This window comes from Agromyces aurantiacus, from assembly GCF_016907355.1.
GTDB lineage: Bacteria > Actinomycetota > Actinomycetes > Actinomycetales > Microbacteriaceae > Agromyces > Agromyces aurantiacus.
The window spans coordinates 1,094,328-1,111,889 of sequence record NZ_JAFBBW010000001.1; the positions used below are offsets into that span (position 1 = coordinate 1,094,328).

Genomic DNA, 17,562 nt, shown 5'->3' on the forward strand with positions numbered 1-17,562 from the left:
GCCGGTCGAGCCGACGCCGTAAGCCTAGGGCTTGACCCTCGTCGACTTGCGGCTTAGCGTGTCTGTATACAGAATACAGTGCGCAGAACGACCTGTACAGACATCCGACCCGAGAGGACCCGCGTGACCGACGCGACGCCGCGCCGCATCCGCCTCGATGCCCTCGCCTACGGCGGCGACTACAACCCCGACCAGTGGCCCGAGGCGGTCTGGCACGAGGACGTGCGCCTGATGCAGGAGGCCGGGGTGAACCTCGTGAGCCTGCCCGTGTTCTCGTGGCCGCAGCTCGAGACCGCCCCAGGCGTGTACGAGTGGGAGTGGCTCGACCGGGTCATCGAGGTCCTGTGGGCCGGCGGCATCCGCATCGACCTCGCGACCGCGACCGCCACGCCGCCCGCGTGGCTCGTGCGCGCGCACCCCGAGATGCTGCCGTGGGATGCCGACGGCCGCCGGCTCGAGTTCGGGTCGCGCCAGGCATACTGCCCGAGCTCGCCCGTCTGGCGCGAGCACGTGGCGCGGATGGCGCGCGCGATGGCCGAGCGCTACGGACAGCACCCCGCGGTCGTGCTCTGGCACGTCTCCAACGAGTACGGCGACCACGTCGCCCGGTGCTGGTGCCCCGAGTCGGCGGCGCACTTCCGGCGCTGGCTCGAGGCCCGCTACGGCGACCTCGAGGGGCTCAACGAGGCCTGGGGCGTCAACGTGTGGGGCCAGCGCTACACCGCGTGGGAGCAGGTCGAGCCGCCCCGCCGGGCGACCGGCCCGATCAACCCGACCCAGCTGCTCGACTTCGAGCGCTTCAGCTCGGACGCACTGCTCGAGCTCTTCCGCGTCGAGGTCGACGTGCTCCGCGAGGTCACGCCCGAGCTGCCCGTCACGACGAACTTCATGAGCCTCTTCCGCGAGCTCGACTACTGGCGCTTCGCCGAGCACGAGGACCTCGTCACCGATGACGCCTACCCCGACCCGGCCGACCCGCTCGCCCACGTGCCGGCCGCCCTGAACTACGGGCTCATGCGCTCGCTGAAGGGCGGCCAGCCGTGGCTGCTGCTCGAGCAGGCCGCGAGCGCCGTGAGCTGGCGCGACGTCAACGTGCCGAAGGCGCCCGGCCGGATGCGCCTCGACAGCCTGCAAGCCGTCGCGCACGGCTCCGACGGGGCGATGTTCTTCCAGTGGCGGCAGGCCCGCTACGGCCAGGAGAAGTTCCACTCGGCGATGCTCGGGCACCGCGGCGAGTCGTCCCGCACGTTCCGCGAGACAGCCGCGCTCGGCCGCGAACTCCAGCGGCTCGCGGCGGTCCGCGGCACCCGCGTGCGCAGCCGCGTCGCGCTCGTCGTCGACTGGGACTCGTGGTGGGCCTCGAGCGCGACCGAGTCGCTCCCGTCGCAGCGCCTGGGCTGGCTGCAGCAGGCGCGCGACTGGCACGCCGCGCTGCACGCGCTGGGCCACCCCGTCGACACCGTGCGAGCGATCGGCCCGTTCGACGGGTACGACCTCGTCGTCGTGCCGAACCTCTACGTGACGGATGCCGCGCAGGCGGCGGCGCTCGCGGCGTACGCCGCTGAGGGCGGCACCGTGGTCGTCGGCCCGTTCTCGGGCGTCGTCGACCCCACCGAGAAGGTGCATCCGAGGGGCGCGCCCGGGCCGCTGCGCACGCTGCTCGGCGTCGAGGTGGACGAGCCGTGGCCGGTGGCCGACGGCGCGGCCGGGCGGATCGACCTCGACGGGGACCGCCACGAGGCGCCCGTCTGGACCGAGTGGATCGAGGCCGGCGCCGAGGCATCCGTCGTCGCCCGGTTCGCCGGCGGCGTGCTCGACGGGCGGCCCGCGATCACGCGCCGCGCGCACGGCACAGGCACCGCCTGGTACGTCGGGAGCGTGCTCGCCGCCGACGGCCTCGTCGCCGTCATGCGGCGCGCCCTCGCCGACGCCGGCCTCCCCGCCCGCGACCGCACCGACCCGCATCTCGAGGCCGTCACGCGCGCCGACGACCGCACCGACTACACGTTCGTGCTGAATCACGGCCCGCGCGAGCTCACGGTCGACGCGCCCGAGGGCGCGACCGACCTGCTGGCCGACCGGGTCGTCGGAGCGCAGCTGGTCGTCCCGCCCCTCGGCGTCGCCGTCCTCGCCTCGCCGCGCGCGAGCGAGCCCCCGTTCATCACCCTGTCCCAGACCACCGAGTGAGGCACCACCCATGAACCGACCGTTCGTCCATCCGTACATCCCGAACACCGCGCCCGACGTGCGCGCCGAGATGCTCGACACCGTGGGCGCGGCATCCGTCGAGGACTTCTACGCCGACGTGCCCGCCGACCTCCGGCTCGGCCGTGACCTCGACCTGCCCGAACCGCTCGTCGCCGAGCAGGACCTCGCCCGCCACGTCTCCGGGCTGCTCGCGAGGAACGTGCCGACGACCGAACGGCTGAGCTTCCTCGGGCAGGGCACCTACCACCACCACGTGCCCGCGGTCGTCGACGAGGTCATCGGCCGCAGCGAGTTCCTCACCGCCTACGCCGGCGAGCCCTACGAGGACCACGGTCGCTTCCAGGCGCTCTGGCAGTACCAGTCGCTCATGGGCGAGCTGCTCTCGATGGACGTCGTGAACGTGCCGACCTACGACGGGTTCCAGGCGACCGCGACCGGCCTGGCGATGGCCGGGCGCATCACCGGCCGGCGCCGCGTGCTCGTCGCGAGCGACGTGCTGCCCGCGAAGCTCTCGAAGGTCCGCGACTACGTGCGCGTGCACCTCGACCTCGAGTTCGTCGACCCCGTCGAGGGCACGGCGGATGTCGCGGCCATCGTCGCGCGACTCGGCGACGACGTCGCCGCGATCTGGGTCGAGACCCCGAGCCGCACGGGCGCCGTCGAGCACCGGTTGCAGGCCCTCGCCGACGCCGCGCACGCCGTCGGCGCGATCCTCGTCGTCGGCACCGACCCGGTCGGGTACGGCGTGCTGACGCCGCCGGCCGAGCAGGGCGCCGACATCGTCTGCGGCGACATCCAGTCGCTGGGGTTGCACCAGTGGTACGGCGGCGCGCACGGCGGCTTCATCGCCGTGCACGACGACCCGCGCTTCGTCATGGAGATGCCCTCGCGGCTGTTCGGGCTCGCCACGACCGACGTGCCCGGCGAGGTCGGGTTCGGCGACGTGGCCTACGACCGCACCTCGTTCGCGCACCGCGAGGAGGGGAAGGAGTGGGTCGGCACCGCGGCCGCGCTCTGGGGCATCGCCGCCGGCGTGCACCTCGCCCTCATGGGACCGCAGGGCATGCGCGAGCTCGGCGAGGTGCTGCTCGCCCGCACCGCCTACGCGCAGCGCGCGCTCGGCGCCATCCCCGGCATCCGCCTCACCGACCGCGCGGTGCACCTGCGCGAGTTCGCGATCGACGTCGCCGGGGCCGGCCTCACGGCCTCAGGCATCGTCACGGCGCTGCGCGCCGAGGGCATCGAGCCCGGCGTGCCAGCCGGCGAGCACGAGCTCGTCGTGTGCGTCACCGAGACGACCTCGCAGGCCGACATCGACCGGCTCGCCGCCGCCGTCACCGGTCTCGTCGCGGCATCCGCCGCCGAGGCCGCATCCACGCTCGACCCCATCGCCGAACCCGAGGAGCACCGCGCATGAGCCTGCCCATCGCCCCGAAGCCCGCCCACCGACGCTTCCACCAGGCGCGCTGGGACGAACCCGTCATCTTCGAGCTCTCGACACCGGGCGAGCGCGGCGTCCTCGTCACCTCGATCGAACCCGGCGTGCGCGACGCCGTCGGCGACGTGGTCGCCGCCCTCCCCGACGGGCTCGCCCGGCAGGCCGCGCCCGCCCTGCCCGAGATGGGCCAGATGCGCGTGCTCAAGCACTACCTGCGGCTCTCGCAGGAGAACCTCGGCGCCGACTTCAACGTCGACGTCGGGCAGGGCACGTGCACCATGAAGTACGCGCCCAAGGTCAACGAGCGGCTCATCGCGACCCCGAAGCTCTCGGCGATGCATCCGCTGCAGGACCCGGCCGACGCGCAGGGCGCGCTCGAGATCATCTGGCGCACCGAGCGCATGCTCGCCGAGATCTCGGGCATGGACGAGGTGTCGCTCCACACGCAGGGCGGCTCGGCCGCGATCTGGGCGAACATCGCCATGATCCGCGCGTACCACGAGGCGAACGGCGACGGCGAGCAGCGCCGCGAGGTCATCACGACGATCTTCAGCCACCCGTCGAACGCCGCCGCCGCGAAGGCGGCCGGGTACGACGTGATCACGCTCCACCCCGACGCCGACGGCTACCCCGACCTCGCGGCGCTGAAGCGCGCGCTCTCGCCGCGGACTGCGGCGATCATGGTCACCAACCCCGAGGACACGGGCATCTACAACCCCGCGATCCGGGAGTGGGTCGACGCGGCGCACGCCGTCGGCGCGCTCGCCTCGTACGACCAGGCCAATGCGAACGGCATCCTCGGCATCACCCGGGCGCGCGACGCGGGCTTCGACGTCTGCCACTTCAACGTGCACAAGACCTTCGGCACCCCGCACGGTTCCGGCGGGCCCGGCACGGGCGCCAACGCCGTGAGCGCGGCACTCGCGCCGTTCCTGCCCGGCCCCCGCGTCGTGCGGGAGGGCGACCGCTACGAGGTGCGCGAGGCCGGGCCGCAGTCGATCGGGGCGATCGGGCCGTTCCACGGCGTCGTGCCGAACATCGTGCGCGCGTACGCCTGGATGATGGCGCTCGGCGCCGAGGGCCTGCGCGCCGTCGCCGAGACCGCGGTGCTGAACAACAACTACCTGATGAAGCGGATCCTCGAGATCCCCGGCGCCTCCGCGCCCTACGCGACCGGCCGCCGGCGCATCGAGCAGGTGCGCTACTCATGGCAGGAGCTCTTCGAGGAGACCGGCATCACCTCGGAGGAGATCGGCATCCGCGCCAGCGACTTCGGCATGCACTACTGGACGAGCCATCACCCCTACGTCGTGCCCCAGCCGTTCACGCTCGAGCCGACCGAGTCGTACTCGAAGGCCGAGCTCGACGAATACGCCGACGTGCTGGCCGAGATCGCCCGCGAGGCGCGCGAGACGCCCGAGGTCGTGCGCACCGCGCCGCACCACCAGACCGTGCACCACACCCACCACGACGACCTCGACGACCCCGAGCGCTGGGCCGTCACCTGGCGGGCGTACCGGCGCAAGTACCCGCAGGCCGTCGGGGCATGACGTGATCGGGCTCATCGTGAACCCCGTCGCGGGCATCGGCGGCCCGGCCGGCCTCGCCGGAAGCGACGGGACCGACGTGCAGCGCCGCGCCGGTGAACGGGGCGCGCGGCCGCGGGCGGCCGAGCGCGCCGCCACCGCGCTCGCCGTCGTGGCATCCGCCCGGCCCGATGAGCGGATCGTGACCGCAGCCGGCCCCATGGGCGCGGACGCGGTCCGCGCCGCCGGGCTCGAGCCCATCGTCGTCTGGCACCCGCGCACCCCCACCTCGCCGTCGGACACCACGGCGGCCGCCCGCGCTCTGGCCGACGTGGGCGTCGAGCTGCTGCTGTTCGCCGGCGGCGACGGCACGGCACGGGATGTCGCGGCCGGCCTGCCGCCGACGGCGGTCGCGCTCGGTATCCCCGCCGGGGTCAAGATGTACTCCCCGGTGTTCGCGATCGGCCCGAGCGCGGCCGGCGCGCTCGCCGCCGCCTGGCTCGACGAACGCGGCCTCCCGACGGTCGAACGCGAGGTGCTCGATGTCGACGAGGCGCAGTTGCGGCGGGCCCGAGTCGAGCCGCGGCTGTACGCGACCGTCCGGGTGCCCTACCGGGCGGGGCGCACGCAGGCGCGCAAGGCCGCGACGCCGGCCGACGAGCGTGCGGCCGTGCGCCTCGCCGCGCGCGGGGCGGTCGCTCGGATGCGGCCCGGCGTGCGGTACCTGCTCGGGCCGGGCGGCACGATGGCCGACGTCGCCCGAGAACTCGGCGTCGAGGCGACCCCGCTCGGCGTCGACGTCGTGCTCGACGGCCGGGTCCTCGTCGCCGGCGCGTCCGAGCAGGAGTTGCTCGACGAGATCGGCCGCGGGCCGGCGCAGGCGGTCGTCTCCATCATCGGCGGCCAGGGCTTCCTGCTCGGCCGCGGCAACCAGCAGCTCTCGGCGCGCGTCGTCGAGGCGCTCGGCGACGACCCGCTGCTGGTGGTCGCCCCCGAGCAGAAACTGATCGACCTCGAGGGGCGCCCGCTCCTCGTCGACACCGGCGACGCCAGCGTCGATGCCCGGCTCGCCGGCTTCGTGCGCGTGGTCACCGGCCCATCCACCATCAGCATCTACCCAGTCCATGCACCAGAGAACGAAGGAGCGGCAGACCATGCGGCTTGAGCAGAAGAAGGCCATCGTCACCGGCGGGGCGGGCGGCATCGGCCGCGCCACCGCCATGGCCCTCGCGGCGGAGGGAGCCGAGGTCGCGGTCGTCGACCTGGACGGCGAGGCCGCCGCCGCGGTCGCCGCCGAGATCCGCGACGCGGGCTTCCGGGCGATCGCCATCCAGGCCGACGTGTCGAGCGGGGCCGACATCGAACGCGTCGTCGCGACCACGGTGGCCGAGTTCGGCGGCGTGGACGTCGTCTTCAACAACGCCGGCATCATCCGCCGAACGACCGCCGTCGAGACCACGGCCGAGGAGTGGGACCGCGTGTTCGGCGTGAACGTGCGCTCCATCTTCCTCATGTGCAAGCACGTCGTGCCGATCATGGCCGCCGCGGGCGGCGGCTCGATCGTCAACACCGGTTCCGGATGGGGCCTGAAGGGCGGAGGTCGAGCGATCTCGTACTGCGCCTCCAAGGGCGCGGTCGTCAACATGACGCGTGCGCTCGCGATCGACCACGGCCCGCAGGGCATCCGCGTGAACTCGGTGAACCCCGGCGACGTGAACACCGGCATGCTCCGCGACGAGGCCCAGCAGCTCGGCGAGGACACCGCCGCCTTCCTCGCCGAGGCCGCCGACCGGCCGCTGCGGCGGATGGGGGACCCGCGCGAGATCGCCGCGGCCGTGGTCTGGCTCGCGAGCGACGAGTCGAGCTACGTCACGGGCTCGGCGCTCGTCGTCGACGGCGGCGGGATCGCCTAGCGTCCGCGCGCTCAGGCGGCAGCGGCATCCCGCGGCGGGTTGTACATGAACTCGAAGCGGATGCCGTTGTCGTCCTCGACGAACGACGCGTAGTACCGGTCGTTGAAGCGCGGGAACGGCTTCGGCCCGCTGACCGCCGTCCAGCCCGCAGCGAGCGCGATCGCGTGCAGGCGGTCGACCTCGTCGCGCGAGTCGACGGCGAACGCAAGGTGCTGCCATCCGACACGGCCGTGCCGGTGCGGGCCGCTGCCGGGTTCGCGGGCGGGGAAGAGGATCAGCTCCTCCTGGCCCTTGTACCAGGACACGCCGTTGTCGGCGTCCTGCCGGGTGCAGCCGAGCGCCTGCATGACCGGGTCGAACTGCGCGATGGCGCGGGGCAGGTCGTCGACGGAGAGTCCCAGGTGATCGAAGAGCGACATCCGCTCATCGTACGGGCGGAGCGGGGGCGGGCCGCGCGCGGTCCACAGCACGTCCCGCGGCGGAACTACGGCCGCAGCAGCACCTTGCCTGCGCGACCCGGGGTGCGACTCGCGGCCACCGCGTCGCCGATCTCGTCGAACGAGTAGACGCCCGCGACCGGCAGGGTGAGCTCGCCCGATCGGATGTGCTGCATGAGCTGCCCGAAGAGCATCGCGCGCGTGGCGCCATCCATGTCGCGGCTGACGCGGCTGCCCCAGAAGCCCTTCACCGTCAGCTGCTTGAAGATGACGTCGGATGAGGCGAGCTGCATCACCGGCGACGCCATCGCGCCGAACACGACGAGCGTGCCGTTCTCGGCGAGGAGCGAGAGCACCTCGCCCGCGGACGTGCCGCCCACCGAGTCGACGCCGGCGACGATCGGGGCCCCGCCGGTGATGGCGGCGACCTCGTCGCGCCATCCGTCGTCGTCGGTCGCGACGATGTTCGCGATGCCCGCCTCGCGGAGCTCGTCGACGCCCTCGGCTCGGCGGACGAGCCCGACGACGTTGATGCCGCGGGCCGCGCCGATCTGCGCGACCATGCGGCCGACGGCGCCGTTCGCCGCGTTCTGCACGAGCCAGTCGCCCGCCTCGAGGTCGAGCGAGTGCATGAGGCTGACGGCGCTGAACGGCATGGCGACGAGCTGCGCGGCCGCCTCGTCGGGCACGCCGTCGGGCACCGGGATGAGCCCGGCGGCGTCGGCGACGAAGTACTCGGCCCACACGCCGAAGGTGCCGCCGCTGACGACGCGCTGGCCGACTGCGAGGTTCGCCACCTCGGCGCCGAGCGCGTCGACGATGCCGACCGCCTCGGTGCCCGCCGGCGCGGGCAGCTCGGGCGTGAAGCCGTAGTCGCCGCTCACGGTCAGCAGGTCGTGGTTGTGGATCGTCGCGAGCAGGGTGCGCACGCGCACCTGGCCGGGGCCCGGCTCGGGCAGCGGGCGGTCGCCGACCTCGAGCACCGAGGCCGGGTCGCCGAAGGCGGAGTGGGTGAGGGCGCGCATGAGGCGGTTCCTTTCGTCTGGGGTTCGATGGGACGTGCGGGCGCCGGCGCGGGGGCCGGGCGCGCCGCGGAGCGCTACCGTGCGCCGGGTGACGCCGACGCCCGGGCCGCGGAGCCGCTGCGCGGTTCGTGGGCGGATGCCGCTGCCGCGTGCATCGACGACGTGATCTCCTGCAGCGTGCGGATCAGCGACTCCGCATCGGCGTCGCGCACGCCGGCCGCCTCGGCGATGCGCGAGGGCAGGTGCGCGAGTTCACCGCGGAGGGCGGTGCCGCGCTCGCCGAGGGCGAGCGTGACCACGCGCTCGTCCTGTGCGCTGCGGGCCCGTGTGACGAGCCCGGACTGCTCCATGCGGCGCAGCAGCGGCGACAGCGTGCCTGAGTCGAGCTGCAGCAGGTCGCCGAGCGAGGTGACCGTCTGCTCGCCCTCGCGCCACAGGGCGACGAGCACGAGGTACTGCGGATAGGTGAGGCCCCACCGCTCGAGCAGGGTGCGGTAGAGCTGCGTCGTCGCCCGCGAGGCGGCGTACAGCGAGAAGCACACCATCTCGTCGGTCACGGCCATGGCAAAATCATTGCACACGATTGAATTGTGCACAACTCAATGCCCTGACGATCGCGTTCGACGCCCGAATCGCCGCTCGATCGACCGCTCAGGCGGTGCGGCGCGCGGCCGGGGGCGCGGTCCAGTCGAGCAGGACGTCGAGGAACGCCTGAGGTCGCTCGAGCGACGGGAGGTGCGCGACATCCGGCCAGTCGATGCGCCGCGCGCCGGCGATGCCGTCGACGACACGCGACGCCGCGTCATCCGTCGTCTCGAGGTCGTGGCCGCCGACGATCACCAGCGTGCGAGCGGCGATCCCGGGCAGACGCTCGAGCGCAGGCGGATCGAGCTCGTCGGGATCGGCGTCGGACTGCCACGATGCCGCGATGTCGAACGCGCGGCGCTGCATCACCCGCACCGCCGCGACGACGTCGGGGTCGACCTCGCTCGCGTCTCGCCGCGGCCCGACCACCCAGGCGTCGACGTTCGCCTCGACCGCCGCGTCGAGATCGTCGCGCGCGAGGGCGTCGCGCTCGGCGTCGAAGAAGGCCCGCAGGTCGGGGGTCAGCTCGGCGAGCAGGCTGCCGCCGGGCGGGCACAGGAGCAGCGACTCGACGAGCTCGGGCGCGCTGAGCGCGACCTCGACGGCGACGCCCGATCCGAACGACGCACCCACGAGGTGGCAGCGGTCGATGCCGAGGCGCCGCAGCGTCTCGAGCACGTCGGTGACGTGCGACCACGCGCCATCCGGCTCGGCCGTCGACTCGCCGAAGCCGCGCAGGTCGAGCCGCACGGCCGAGCGCGTCGTCGTGAGCTGCGCCCACTGCGGATCCCACATGCGCCGATCGGCGATGCCCGCGTGGATGAGCACGACGGGAACGCCGGATGCGGCGGCATGATCGAATGCGATGCCGGACGGGGTCACGCCGGTGACGGGCAGGGCCGGTTCCGGACGGTCGAAGGAAGGCACCGGGAAAGCATATGGGCGGGACCTTCGCCCCGCGCTCGACTCGAGCGGCCGTGCTTCGCTGGCACCGGCGAGGGGGTCAGCATGGCGTCGTCCGCGGGCACGAGGCCGTCGCCCGATGAGAGTGGTGGCCGGGCGAGCGACGACCGCTCGCTCGGACTGACGCTCGGCGGAGGGGGAGTGTTCGGCGCCGCGCACGTCGGGGTGCTCCAGGTCCTGGCCGAGCGCGGGCTCCGACCCGAGATCGCCACCGGCACCAGTTCCGGTGCGCTCGTCGCCGCCGCGTACGCCGCCGGACTCGATCCCGAGACGATCGAGCGGGCGACACGCGAGTTCCGGTGGCGGAGCATCGCCACCTGGTCGAGGCGCCCGAGATGGGGACTGCTGGACTCCGGCGTGCTCGAGCAGGAGGTGCGCCGTGCGCTCGGCAGCGACCCGTTGATCGAGGACCTGCCGCGCCGTTTCGCCGCGGTGGCGACGGACCTTCGCACCCGTCGCGCCGTCGTCATCGACGAAGGACCGCTGAGCCGCGCTCTCCGCGCGACCATCGCCGTTCCCGGGCTGCTTCCGCCGGTGCCGCACCGCGGCGCGCTGCTCGCCGACGGCGGCATCGTCGACAACGTCCCGTTCGCCGCTGCCCGCGCGCTCGGAGCCGACCGGGTCATCGTCGTGCGGCTGCACGCGAAGTGGGAGAGCGTCCGCATGATGCGCACGGCGACGCGCACGGCCGAGCTCGTGCGCGATCCCTCCGTTGTGCTCATCCAGCCGGAGATGGAGCGGATGGCCCAATGGCGGACGACCGACGTGCTGCGCCTCATCGAGGAGGGACGGCGCGCGGCGACGGCGGCGTTGGACGGCGCGGCCTGGCGCGACGTGGGACGCGCCCCCTGAGGCCGCCGCCGGGCCGCAGCCGCAGTCGCGCCCTACTGGTCCGACCCTGCGGGGCTCCAGGCCCCGCGGGGGCGCTCGCGCCAGAACAGGCCGAGCCACCCGCCGCTTCGCACACGCGCGCTGCGGTCGAGCCGTCGGCGCAATCGCCGAACCTCGGCCTCGAGCTCGTCGACGTACGCGAGCAGGTTCTGCTCGGCCGTCAACGCGCGCCGGGAGAGTTCATCGATCTCGGCGGCGCGAGCGCCGGCCGAGTCACGGGCGCCGCAATGCTGGTCTTCGTCGGGCCGCCGGGACGTCGGCGGCTGCACGTCGTGCGGCGCATTCCCGTTTCCCCGGCGGTGCATGCTTCCCCAATCTCGCGATCGCGGGCTCCTGTCACACACGCTAGCGAGGCGGGCGAAAGGGGGCGAGTCCTCCGAATCGGGGACAGGGTGGCGTGCGCGCGTCCGCCGGACTACTCGAGCAGCTTGCCCGCCGTCGACACCTCGCGGTCCATGAGCGCCGTGATCTCCTCGGGGATCGGCGGGATGGCCTCGCGCGTGACGCCCGTCGAGGGTGACCAGACGAGGTTGACCTGGAGCGCAGCATCCGTCTCGGGGAAGTCGGAGCGGTTGTGGCATCCGCGGGTCTCGCGCCGTTCGAGCGCGGCCTCGAGGGTGGCGCGCGCCGCGAGCGCGGCCGACTTCAGGTCGAACGCGTGCGCGAGGTCCTGGTAGCCGGCGAGGTCGGGGTGCACGCCCACATTCCGCATGCGCTCCTCGATCGCGTCGAGCTCGGCGAGGCCCGTCAGGAGGCCCTGTTCGTCGCGCACGACGCCGGCGTGCTCGGTCATGGTGTTCCGGATGGCGCGCTGCAGGGCGCGCACGTTCTCGGGGCCGTCGGCCGCCAGCAGGTCGTCGATCTCGGCGCGCGCCGCCTGCACCGCCGACGCCGATCGCGTCTGGGCGGCGAGGCCCGCCGAGTAGTCCGCTGCGGCCTGCCCCACGATGCGCCCGAAGACGAGCAGCTCGATGAGCGAGTTGCCGCCGAGCCGGTTCGCGCCGTGCAGGCCCGAGGAGGCCTCGCCGATCGCGTACAGCCCCGGCACATCCGTGCCGTGGTCGTCGGGGCGCACCCAGACTCCGCCCATCGAGTAGTGCGCGGTCGGCGCGATCTCGATCGGCTCCTTCGTGATGTCGAGCATCTGGAGCTCGAGCATGGTCTGGTACACGCGGGGGAGGCGCTGCATGATCGTCTCCCGGGGCAGGTGCGAGACATCCAGCCAGACACCGCCGTTGGGGGTGCCGCGGCCCTCCTTGATCTCGGTGTAGGCCGCGAGGGCGACGCGGTCGCGCGTCGAGAGCTCCATGCGCTCGGGGTCGTACTTCGCCATGAAGCGCTCGCCGAGGCCGTTCGTGAGGATGCCGCCCTCGCCGCGGGCCGCCTCGCTGATGAGGGTGCCGGCCGCGTTCTCGGGCTCGAGGATGCCCGACGGGTGGAACTGCACGAGCTCGGGGTCGCGCACGCGCCCGCCCGCCTCGACGGCGAGCCGCCACGAGTCGCCCGTGTTCTCGTCGCGCCGCGAGGAGGTGCGACGCCAGATGCGGTTGTGCCCGCCGGCGGCGAGGATCACCGCGTCGGCGTGGATCAGGTAGCGCGTGCCGTCCTCGAGGTCGAAGCCGTACGCGCCGAAGACGGCGCCGTCGTCGTTGACGAGGAGGCGCGTGACGTAGACCGTGTCGAGAATCGGCACGCCGAGCTGCGCGGCCCGGTTGACGAGCGTGCGCTGGATCTCGAGGCCCGTGTAGTCGCCCGCGAACGCGGTGCGGCGGTAGGTGTGCGCGCCGAAGAAGCGCTGCGAGATGCGGCCGTCCTCCTCGCGGGCGAACGGCATGCCGTAGCGCTCGAGGTCCTGGATGCCGCGGGCCGCGTTCTTCGTCACGATCTCGACCGTGTGCGGGTTGGCGAGCAGGTAGCTCTCCTTCAGCGTGTCGGCCGCGTGCTGCTGCCAGCTGTCGTCGGGGTCCATGGTCGCGAGCGCGGCGTTGATGCCGCCGGCCGCGAGGGAAGTGTGCGCGTCGGACTTCGCGCGCTTGCCGAGTGCGAGCACGTCGACGCCCGCTTCGGCGAGCTCGATCGCGGCGCGCAGGCCTGAGCCGCCCGTGCCGATCACGAGGACGGTGGTGGAGATCTGGCGCTCTGCAGTACTCATGCGCTCCACGGTAGGTTTGCGGTTCGAATGCGTCCAATGCATCTTCAACGTAGAGGCGATGCGCGTACGCTATGGATGTGAACCTCGAGCAGCTGCGGTCCTTCGTCGAGGTGGCGCGGTTCGGCAACTTCACGCGCGCCGCCGAGGAGCTCTACCTCGCCCAGCCCTCCTTGAGCCGTCAGATCGCCGCGCTCGAGCACGACCTCGGCGCCGAGCTCTTCCACCGGGCTCGCGGTGGCAGCACGCTGACCGTCGCCGGGGAGTCGCTCCTGCCGCTCGCGCGCCGCATGCTCGCCGACGCCGAATCCGTCCGGCGCGAACTCGCCGAGCTCGCCGGACTCGAACGCGGCCGGGTGCGGCTCGGCGCGACGCCGACCCTCTGCATCAGCCTCGTCGCCGAGGTGCTGAGCGCGTTCCACGCCGACCATCCGGGCATCGAGCTGCACCTCTCCGAACAGGGCTCGCGGCGACTCCTCGACGAACTCGCGGGCGGCGAGCTCGACCTCGCGCTCGTCACCACGACGGATGCCGCGACCGCCGCGCGGTTCACCGTGACGCCGCTGCTCGTCGAGGAGCTCGTGGTCGTGTCATCCGCGGCCGCGCCGCCGGTCGCCGGGAGCGACAGCCTCGGGCTCGCCGAGGTCGCGCGCCTGCCGCAGATCGTCTTCAGCTCGACCTACGACCTGCGGGCCGCGACGGATGCCGCGTTCCGCGCCGCCGGCCTGACCCCGCAGGCCGTGCTCGAGGGCGCCGAGATGGACGCGGTGCTGCGCTTCGTCGAGCGCGGGCTCGGCGTCGCGATCGTGCCGGCGATGGTCCTCATCGACCGCCCGGGCCTGCGTTCGGTGCGGCTCGAGACGCCGACGCTCACCCGCACCATCAGCCTCGCGAGACCGGCGGATGTCGCGCCGACCGGCGCGGTCGAGGTCATGCAGCGCACCATCGCCGCGACCGCCACGGCGTTCGCCGCGCGCGCGGGGGAGACCATGCGGCTCGCGCCGGCGGCGGCACCGGACGGCGGGAGGCGCGAGCACCGCGACGCCCGGCCCGAGGCTCGGCAGTAGACTCGGCCTGAACCGCGGCCGCGACGCCGCGGCCGAGCGAACCGGGGGGTGCGTTCGTGGCAGACGACGTCGAGACGTCCGCGCCGCAGCCGTCGCGCGCCTCCGGTGCCGCGCGTGCCGGCCGCGCCGACCGCGCCGACCCGTCGTCCGGTGCTGCCCCGGCCCCACGTCGCTCCCCGAGGTCATGGCCTGCGCTCACCGCGGTGACCTGGGTCGCGTGCATCCTCGTCACGCTGTCGGTGATCGCGAGCCCGGCGACCGAGCTCGCCCACGCCAATCCCTCGCTGCATCTCGCGCTCGACGCCGTCGACATGTGCATCGCGCTGCTCGTGGCCTACCTGCTGCACAATCGCTTCGCCCGGCGCCACCGGCTGCAGGACTGGCTCCTCTGCGTCGCGCTCGTGATCTTCGGCCTCGCCGGGCTGGTCGTCACCACCGTGATCGAGGAGGTCATGGGGATCCGGGACGGCCGGCTCAATGTGTGGCTCCCGCTCGCGCTCCGCGTGATCGGCGCGGTGCTCATCCTCGTCGCCGCGCTCGTCGGCGATCGGCCGGGACCGGGCCGGCTGCGGTACTGGTCCGTCGCCGCGCCGGTGCTGCTGATCCTCGTCGTCGGCGCCGTGCTCTGGGCTCTGGACGACTCGCTGCCCGTCGCCGTGCCGCCCGACCGGGCCGCCGAGGTCTTCGATCGGAGCTTCGCCGGCCACCCGCTGCTGCTGGCCGGTCTCGCCCTGTCGGCCGCCTGCTTCCTGATCGCGTCGCTGATCGTGACGAGGCAGGCCGCACGCAGCAACGACGAACTGCTGCGATGGCTCGCGCCGGCCAGCGCCGTCGCGGGCTTCGCGCGAGTGAACTACCTCCTCTATCCGACGCTCTACACCGATTGGCTCTACACGGGCGACCTCCTGCGCACCGCGGGCTACGCCCTGCTGCTCGTCGGCGGCCTGCGCGAGCTCCGGGTCTACTGGGGCGCGCAGGCCCACGTGGCGGTGATCGAAGACCGCCGCCGCCTGGCCCGCGAGCTGCACGACGGACTGCTCCAGGAGCTCACCTACATCCGGGTGGCGTCGTCGATGCTGCCGGAGGACACCCCGACGAAGGGCGAGATCACGGATGCCGCGGTGCGCGCGCTCGACGAGGCGCGGGCCGCGGTGAATTCCCTCGGCAGCCTCGACGACGAGCCGCTCGGGTTCGTGCTGCACCGCGCGGCGCGCGAGCTCGCCGAACGGTACGACGTCGACTTCCAGGTGGATGTCGACGACTCGATCATCGCGGACGCCGACCAGCGGCACGCCCTCATGCGGATCGTGCGCGAGGCGGTGGTCAACGCGGTCCGGCACGGGGGTGCGCGCACCATCTGCGTGCGCCTCTCGCAGCTCGGCGACACGCAGCGCCTCACGATCGAGGACGACGGCGCGGGCTTCGCGGTGCACGCCAGCGGCGGGGCCGGCGGCTACGGGCTCGTGAGCATGCGCACGCGGGCGAAGGACCTCCCCGGCACGCTGCGCATCGACTCGACGCCGGGAGAGGGGACGATCGTCACGGTCACGTGGTAGCCGCTCGCGCCACGGCGCTCCATACTGGGCACATGACCACGGCGACGGCCGATCCGGTCGGCGACATCCTCGGCGACTACCGCGCGTTCACCGAGCAGCAGCGCGACCGGCTGCTCGCCCGGGGCATCGACATCGCGCCGTACGAGCTCGGCCACCTCGCGTTCCGACTTCCGGAATGGGACCAGTACGTGCACGTGCGGACCCTGCTCGAACGCCACGCCACCGCCAATGCCGAGGGCGTCTGGAACGGGCGGCCGATGTCGATGATCCTGCTCGCCGAGCCGCTCGAGGTCCTGGACGGCAAGCGCATCCCGCTCATCGAGCTCATCCCGCCCGTCCATCAGCGCGTCTACAAGATGGGCATGGAGCACTTCGGGGTGGTCGTCGGCGAGGAGGTCGACGCGTTCTCCCGCACCCACCGCGCGGTGCTCACGGGCCAGCAGTTCCAGAACGAGTGGAACGAGCCGTACTACATCCTGTTCGAGGACTTCACGCACGTGAAGTTCCACCGCCGCTCGTTGCGCGAGGTGATCGAGCTGCAGGGCGGCACGTTCGACGGCATCCACCACGTCGAGGGCTGGGTCCCGCAGCGGATCGTCACGGCGACGGGCCCGAACCCGCTGCCGCGGTGAGCCGGCCCGGGGCGCTCGTTCGCCTGCACGGTCACGCGGCGTGCGCGGCATCCGAAGTGCTTTAGGATAGCCTTACCTCCCCGCTCGGACTGGAAGGTCCCGTCTTCGATGAGTTCACGCCTGCGCCGCGCGCTGTTCCTGCCCGCCGCCGTTGCCGCCTCGGCCCTCCTGCTCGCCGGCTGCGCCGCTGGCGGATCCGGCGAGCCCGCGGCCGACCCCGACGCGCTCGTCGTCTACAACGCGCAGCACGAGGAGCTCACCCAGGAGTGGGCCGACGCGTTCACCGAGGAGACCGGCATCGACGTCGTGCTCCGCAACGGCGACGACAGCGAGCTCGGCAACCAGCTCGTGCAGGAGGGTGCGGCGTCGAAGGCCGACGTGTTCCTCACCGAGAACTCGCCGGCGATGTCGCTCGTCGAGCAGGCCGGCCTGCTCGCGCCCGTCGACGAGACGACGCTCGCGCTCGTGCCCGAGCAGTACCGTCCGGCGTCGGGCGAGTGGACCGGCATCGCCGCGCGCTCGACCGTGCTCGTCTACAACCCCGACCTCATCTCCGAAGACGACCTGCCCGCGTCGCTCATGGACCTCGCGAAGCCCGAGTGGAAGGGCCGCTGGGGCGCCGCCCCGGCGAAGGCCGACTTCCAGGCGATCGTGTCGGCCGTGCTCGCCACGCAGGGCGAGGAGGCCACGCGCGACTGGCTCGAGGGCATGGCCGAGAACGCCACCGACTACCGCAACAACATCGTGACGATGAAGGCCGTCAACGCCGGCGAGGTCCCGGTCGGCGTCATCTACCACTACTACTGGTACCGCGACCAGGATGCGGCGGCCGAGGACAGCGGCAACACGAAGCTGCACTACTTCGGCAACCAGGACCCGGGCGCGTTCGTGAGCGTGTCGGGCGGCGGCGTGCTGGAGAACGCGCCGCACCCCGACGAGGCCCAGCAGTTCCTCGCGTTCATCGCGGGCGAGCAGGGCCAGAAGATCCTCGGCGAGGGCTACAGCTTCGAGTACCCCGTCGGCTCGGGCGTGCCCGCGAAGGCCGAGCTCCCGCCGCTCGACAGCCTCGACGCGCCGGTCATCGACCCGTCGACCCTCAACGGACCCGAGGTCATCCAGCTCATGACGGAAGCCGGACTGCTCTGACCACCACCGCGACCCGTTCACCGGCG

Annotated in this window: 16 protein-coding genes; 10 read left to right on the forward strand and 6 right to left on the reverse strand. The window is 73.0% G+C overall.

The window, feature by feature from the left end:
* Window positions 1–123: 123 nt before the first annotated feature.
* The 5 genes from JOD46_RS05115 to JOD46_RS05135 are packed head-to-tail and all read left to right on the forward strand — an operon-like array spanning window position 124 to window position 7,085.
* On the forward strand, window positions 124–2,187 hold the full coding sequence (locus JOD46_RS05115; protein WP_307834916.1) for a beta-galactosidase: 2,064 nt from the start codon (window positions 124–126) through the stop codon (window positions 2,185–2,187).
* Window positions 2,188–2,197: 10 nt separating this feature from the next.
* A complete protein-coding gene (gene gcvPA / locus JOD46_RS05120; protein ID WP_204392130.1) occupies window positions 2,198–3,625 on the forward strand; it encodes an aminomethyl-transferring glycine dehydrogenase subunit GcvPA in 1,428 nt (475 codons plus the stop codon).
* Window positions 3,622–5,196: an aminomethyl-transferring glycine dehydrogenase subunit GcvPB gene (gene gcvPB / locus JOD46_RS05125; protein WP_204392131.1), complete on the forward strand. Its 1,575-nt coding sequence runs from the start codon at window positions 3,622–3,624 to the stop codon at window positions 5,194–5,196. The genes gcvPA and gcvPB overlap by 4 nt, the downstream gene beginning before the upstream one ends.
* A 1-nt stretch (window position 5,197) precedes the next feature.
* Entirely contained in the window at window positions 5,198–6,337 is a 1,140-nt protein-coding gene (locus tag JOD46_RS18880; RefSeq protein WP_204392133.1) for an ATP-NAD kinase family protein, read from the forward strand.
* Window positions 6,327–7,085, forward strand: a complete 759-nt coding sequence (locus JOD46_RS05135; RefSeq protein ID WP_204392135.1) for an SDR family NAD(P)-dependent oxidoreductase — start codon at window positions 6,327–6,329, stop codon at window positions 7,083–7,085. The genes JOD46_RS18880 and JOD46_RS05135 overlap by 11 nt, the downstream gene beginning before the upstream one ends.
* A gap of 11 nt (window positions 7,086–7,096) precedes the next feature.
* Here JOD46_RS05135 and JOD46_RS05140 read toward each other — a convergent pair whose 3' ends face one another.
* The 4 genes from JOD46_RS05140 to JOD46_RS05155 form a co-directional block, all read right to left on the reverse strand.
* Entirely contained in the window at window positions 7,097–7,504 is a 408-nt protein-coding gene (locus JOD46_RS05140; protein ID WP_204392137.1) for a VOC family protein, read from the reverse strand.
* Window positions 7,505–7,569: 65 nt separating this feature from the next.
* The gene (locus JOD46_RS05145; RefSeq protein ID WP_204392139.1) at window positions 7,570–8,547 is read right to left on the reverse strand and encodes a zinc-binding dehydrogenase; all 978 of its coding nucleotides are present in this window, start codon (window positions 8,545–8,547) and stop codon (window positions 7,570–7,572) included.
* A 74-nt stretch (window positions 8,548–8,621) separates the two neighbouring features.
* Window positions 8,622–9,110: a MarR family winged helix-turn-helix transcriptional regulator gene (locus JOD46_RS05150; protein WP_239562592.1), complete on the reverse strand. Its 489-nt coding sequence runs from the start codon at window positions 9,108–9,110 to the stop codon at window positions 8,622–8,624.
* Between the two features lie 88 nt (window positions 9,111–9,198).
* Window positions 9,199–10,059, reverse strand: coding sequence for an alpha/beta fold hydrolase (locus JOD46_RS05155; RefSeq protein WP_204392141.1), 861 nt, complete (start codon window positions 10,057–10,059; stop codon window positions 9,199–9,201).
* A gap of 81 nt (window positions 10,060–10,140) precedes the next feature.
* Between JOD46_RS05155 and JOD46_RS05160 the strand changes: the two genes are divergently transcribed.
* Entirely contained in the window at window positions 10,141–10,947 is an 807-nt protein-coding gene (locus JOD46_RS05160) for a patatin-like phospholipase family protein (protein ID WP_204392143.1), read from the forward strand.
* Between the two features lie 32 nt (window positions 10,948–10,979).
* Here the strand turns inward: JOD46_RS05160 and JOD46_RS05165 are convergent, their stop codons facing one another.
* Together JOD46_RS05165 and JOD46_RS05170 are read right to left on the reverse strand one after the other, a co-directional pair.
* Complete coding sequence (locus tag JOD46_RS05165) at window positions 10,980–11,291, reverse strand: hypothetical protein (protein WP_204392145.1); 312 nt, start codon at window positions 11,289–11,291, stop codon at window positions 10,980–10,982.
* A gap of 110 nt (window positions 11,292–11,401) precedes the next feature.
* Window positions 11,402–13,138 (reverse strand): L-aspartate oxidase, encoded by a 1,737-nt coding sequence (locus JOD46_RS05170; protein WP_204392147.1) that lies wholly within the window; start codon window positions 13,136–13,138, stop codon window positions 11,402–11,404.
* Between the two features lie 71 nt (window positions 13,139–13,209).
* Here JOD46_RS05170 and JOD46_RS05175 point away from each other — a divergent pair, with 71 nt between their 5' ends.
* The 4 genes from JOD46_RS05175 (at window position 13,210) to JOD46_RS05190 (ending at window position 17,536) form a co-directional block, all read left to right on the forward strand.
* Window positions 13,210–14,202, forward strand: coding sequence for a LysR family transcriptional regulator (locus JOD46_RS05175; protein WP_204392149.1), 993 nt, complete (start codon window positions 13,210–13,212; stop codon window positions 14,200–14,202).
* A gap of 203 nt (window positions 14,203–14,405) precedes the next feature.
* Window positions 14,406–15,758, forward strand: a complete 1,353-nt coding sequence (locus tag JOD46_RS05180; RefSeq protein WP_204392150.1) for a sensor histidine kinase — start codon at window positions 14,406–14,408, stop codon at window positions 15,756–15,758.
* 32 nt (window positions 15,759–15,790) lie between these two features.
* Window positions 15,791–16,390 carry a VOC family protein gene (locus tag JOD46_RS05185; RefSeq protein ID WP_204392152.1) on the forward strand — a complete coding sequence of 200 codons (600 nt, stop codon included), beginning with the start codon at window positions 15,791–15,793 and terminating at the stop codon, window positions 16,388–16,390.
* A 108-nt stretch (window positions 16,391–16,498) separates the two neighbouring features.
* The gene (locus tag JOD46_RS05190; protein WP_204392154.1) at window positions 16,499–17,536 is read left to right on the forward strand and encodes an iron ABC transporter substrate-binding protein; all 1,038 of its coding nucleotides are present in this window, start codon (window positions 16,499–16,501) and stop codon (window positions 17,534–17,536) included.
* Window positions 17,537–17,562: the final 26 nt, after the last annotated feature.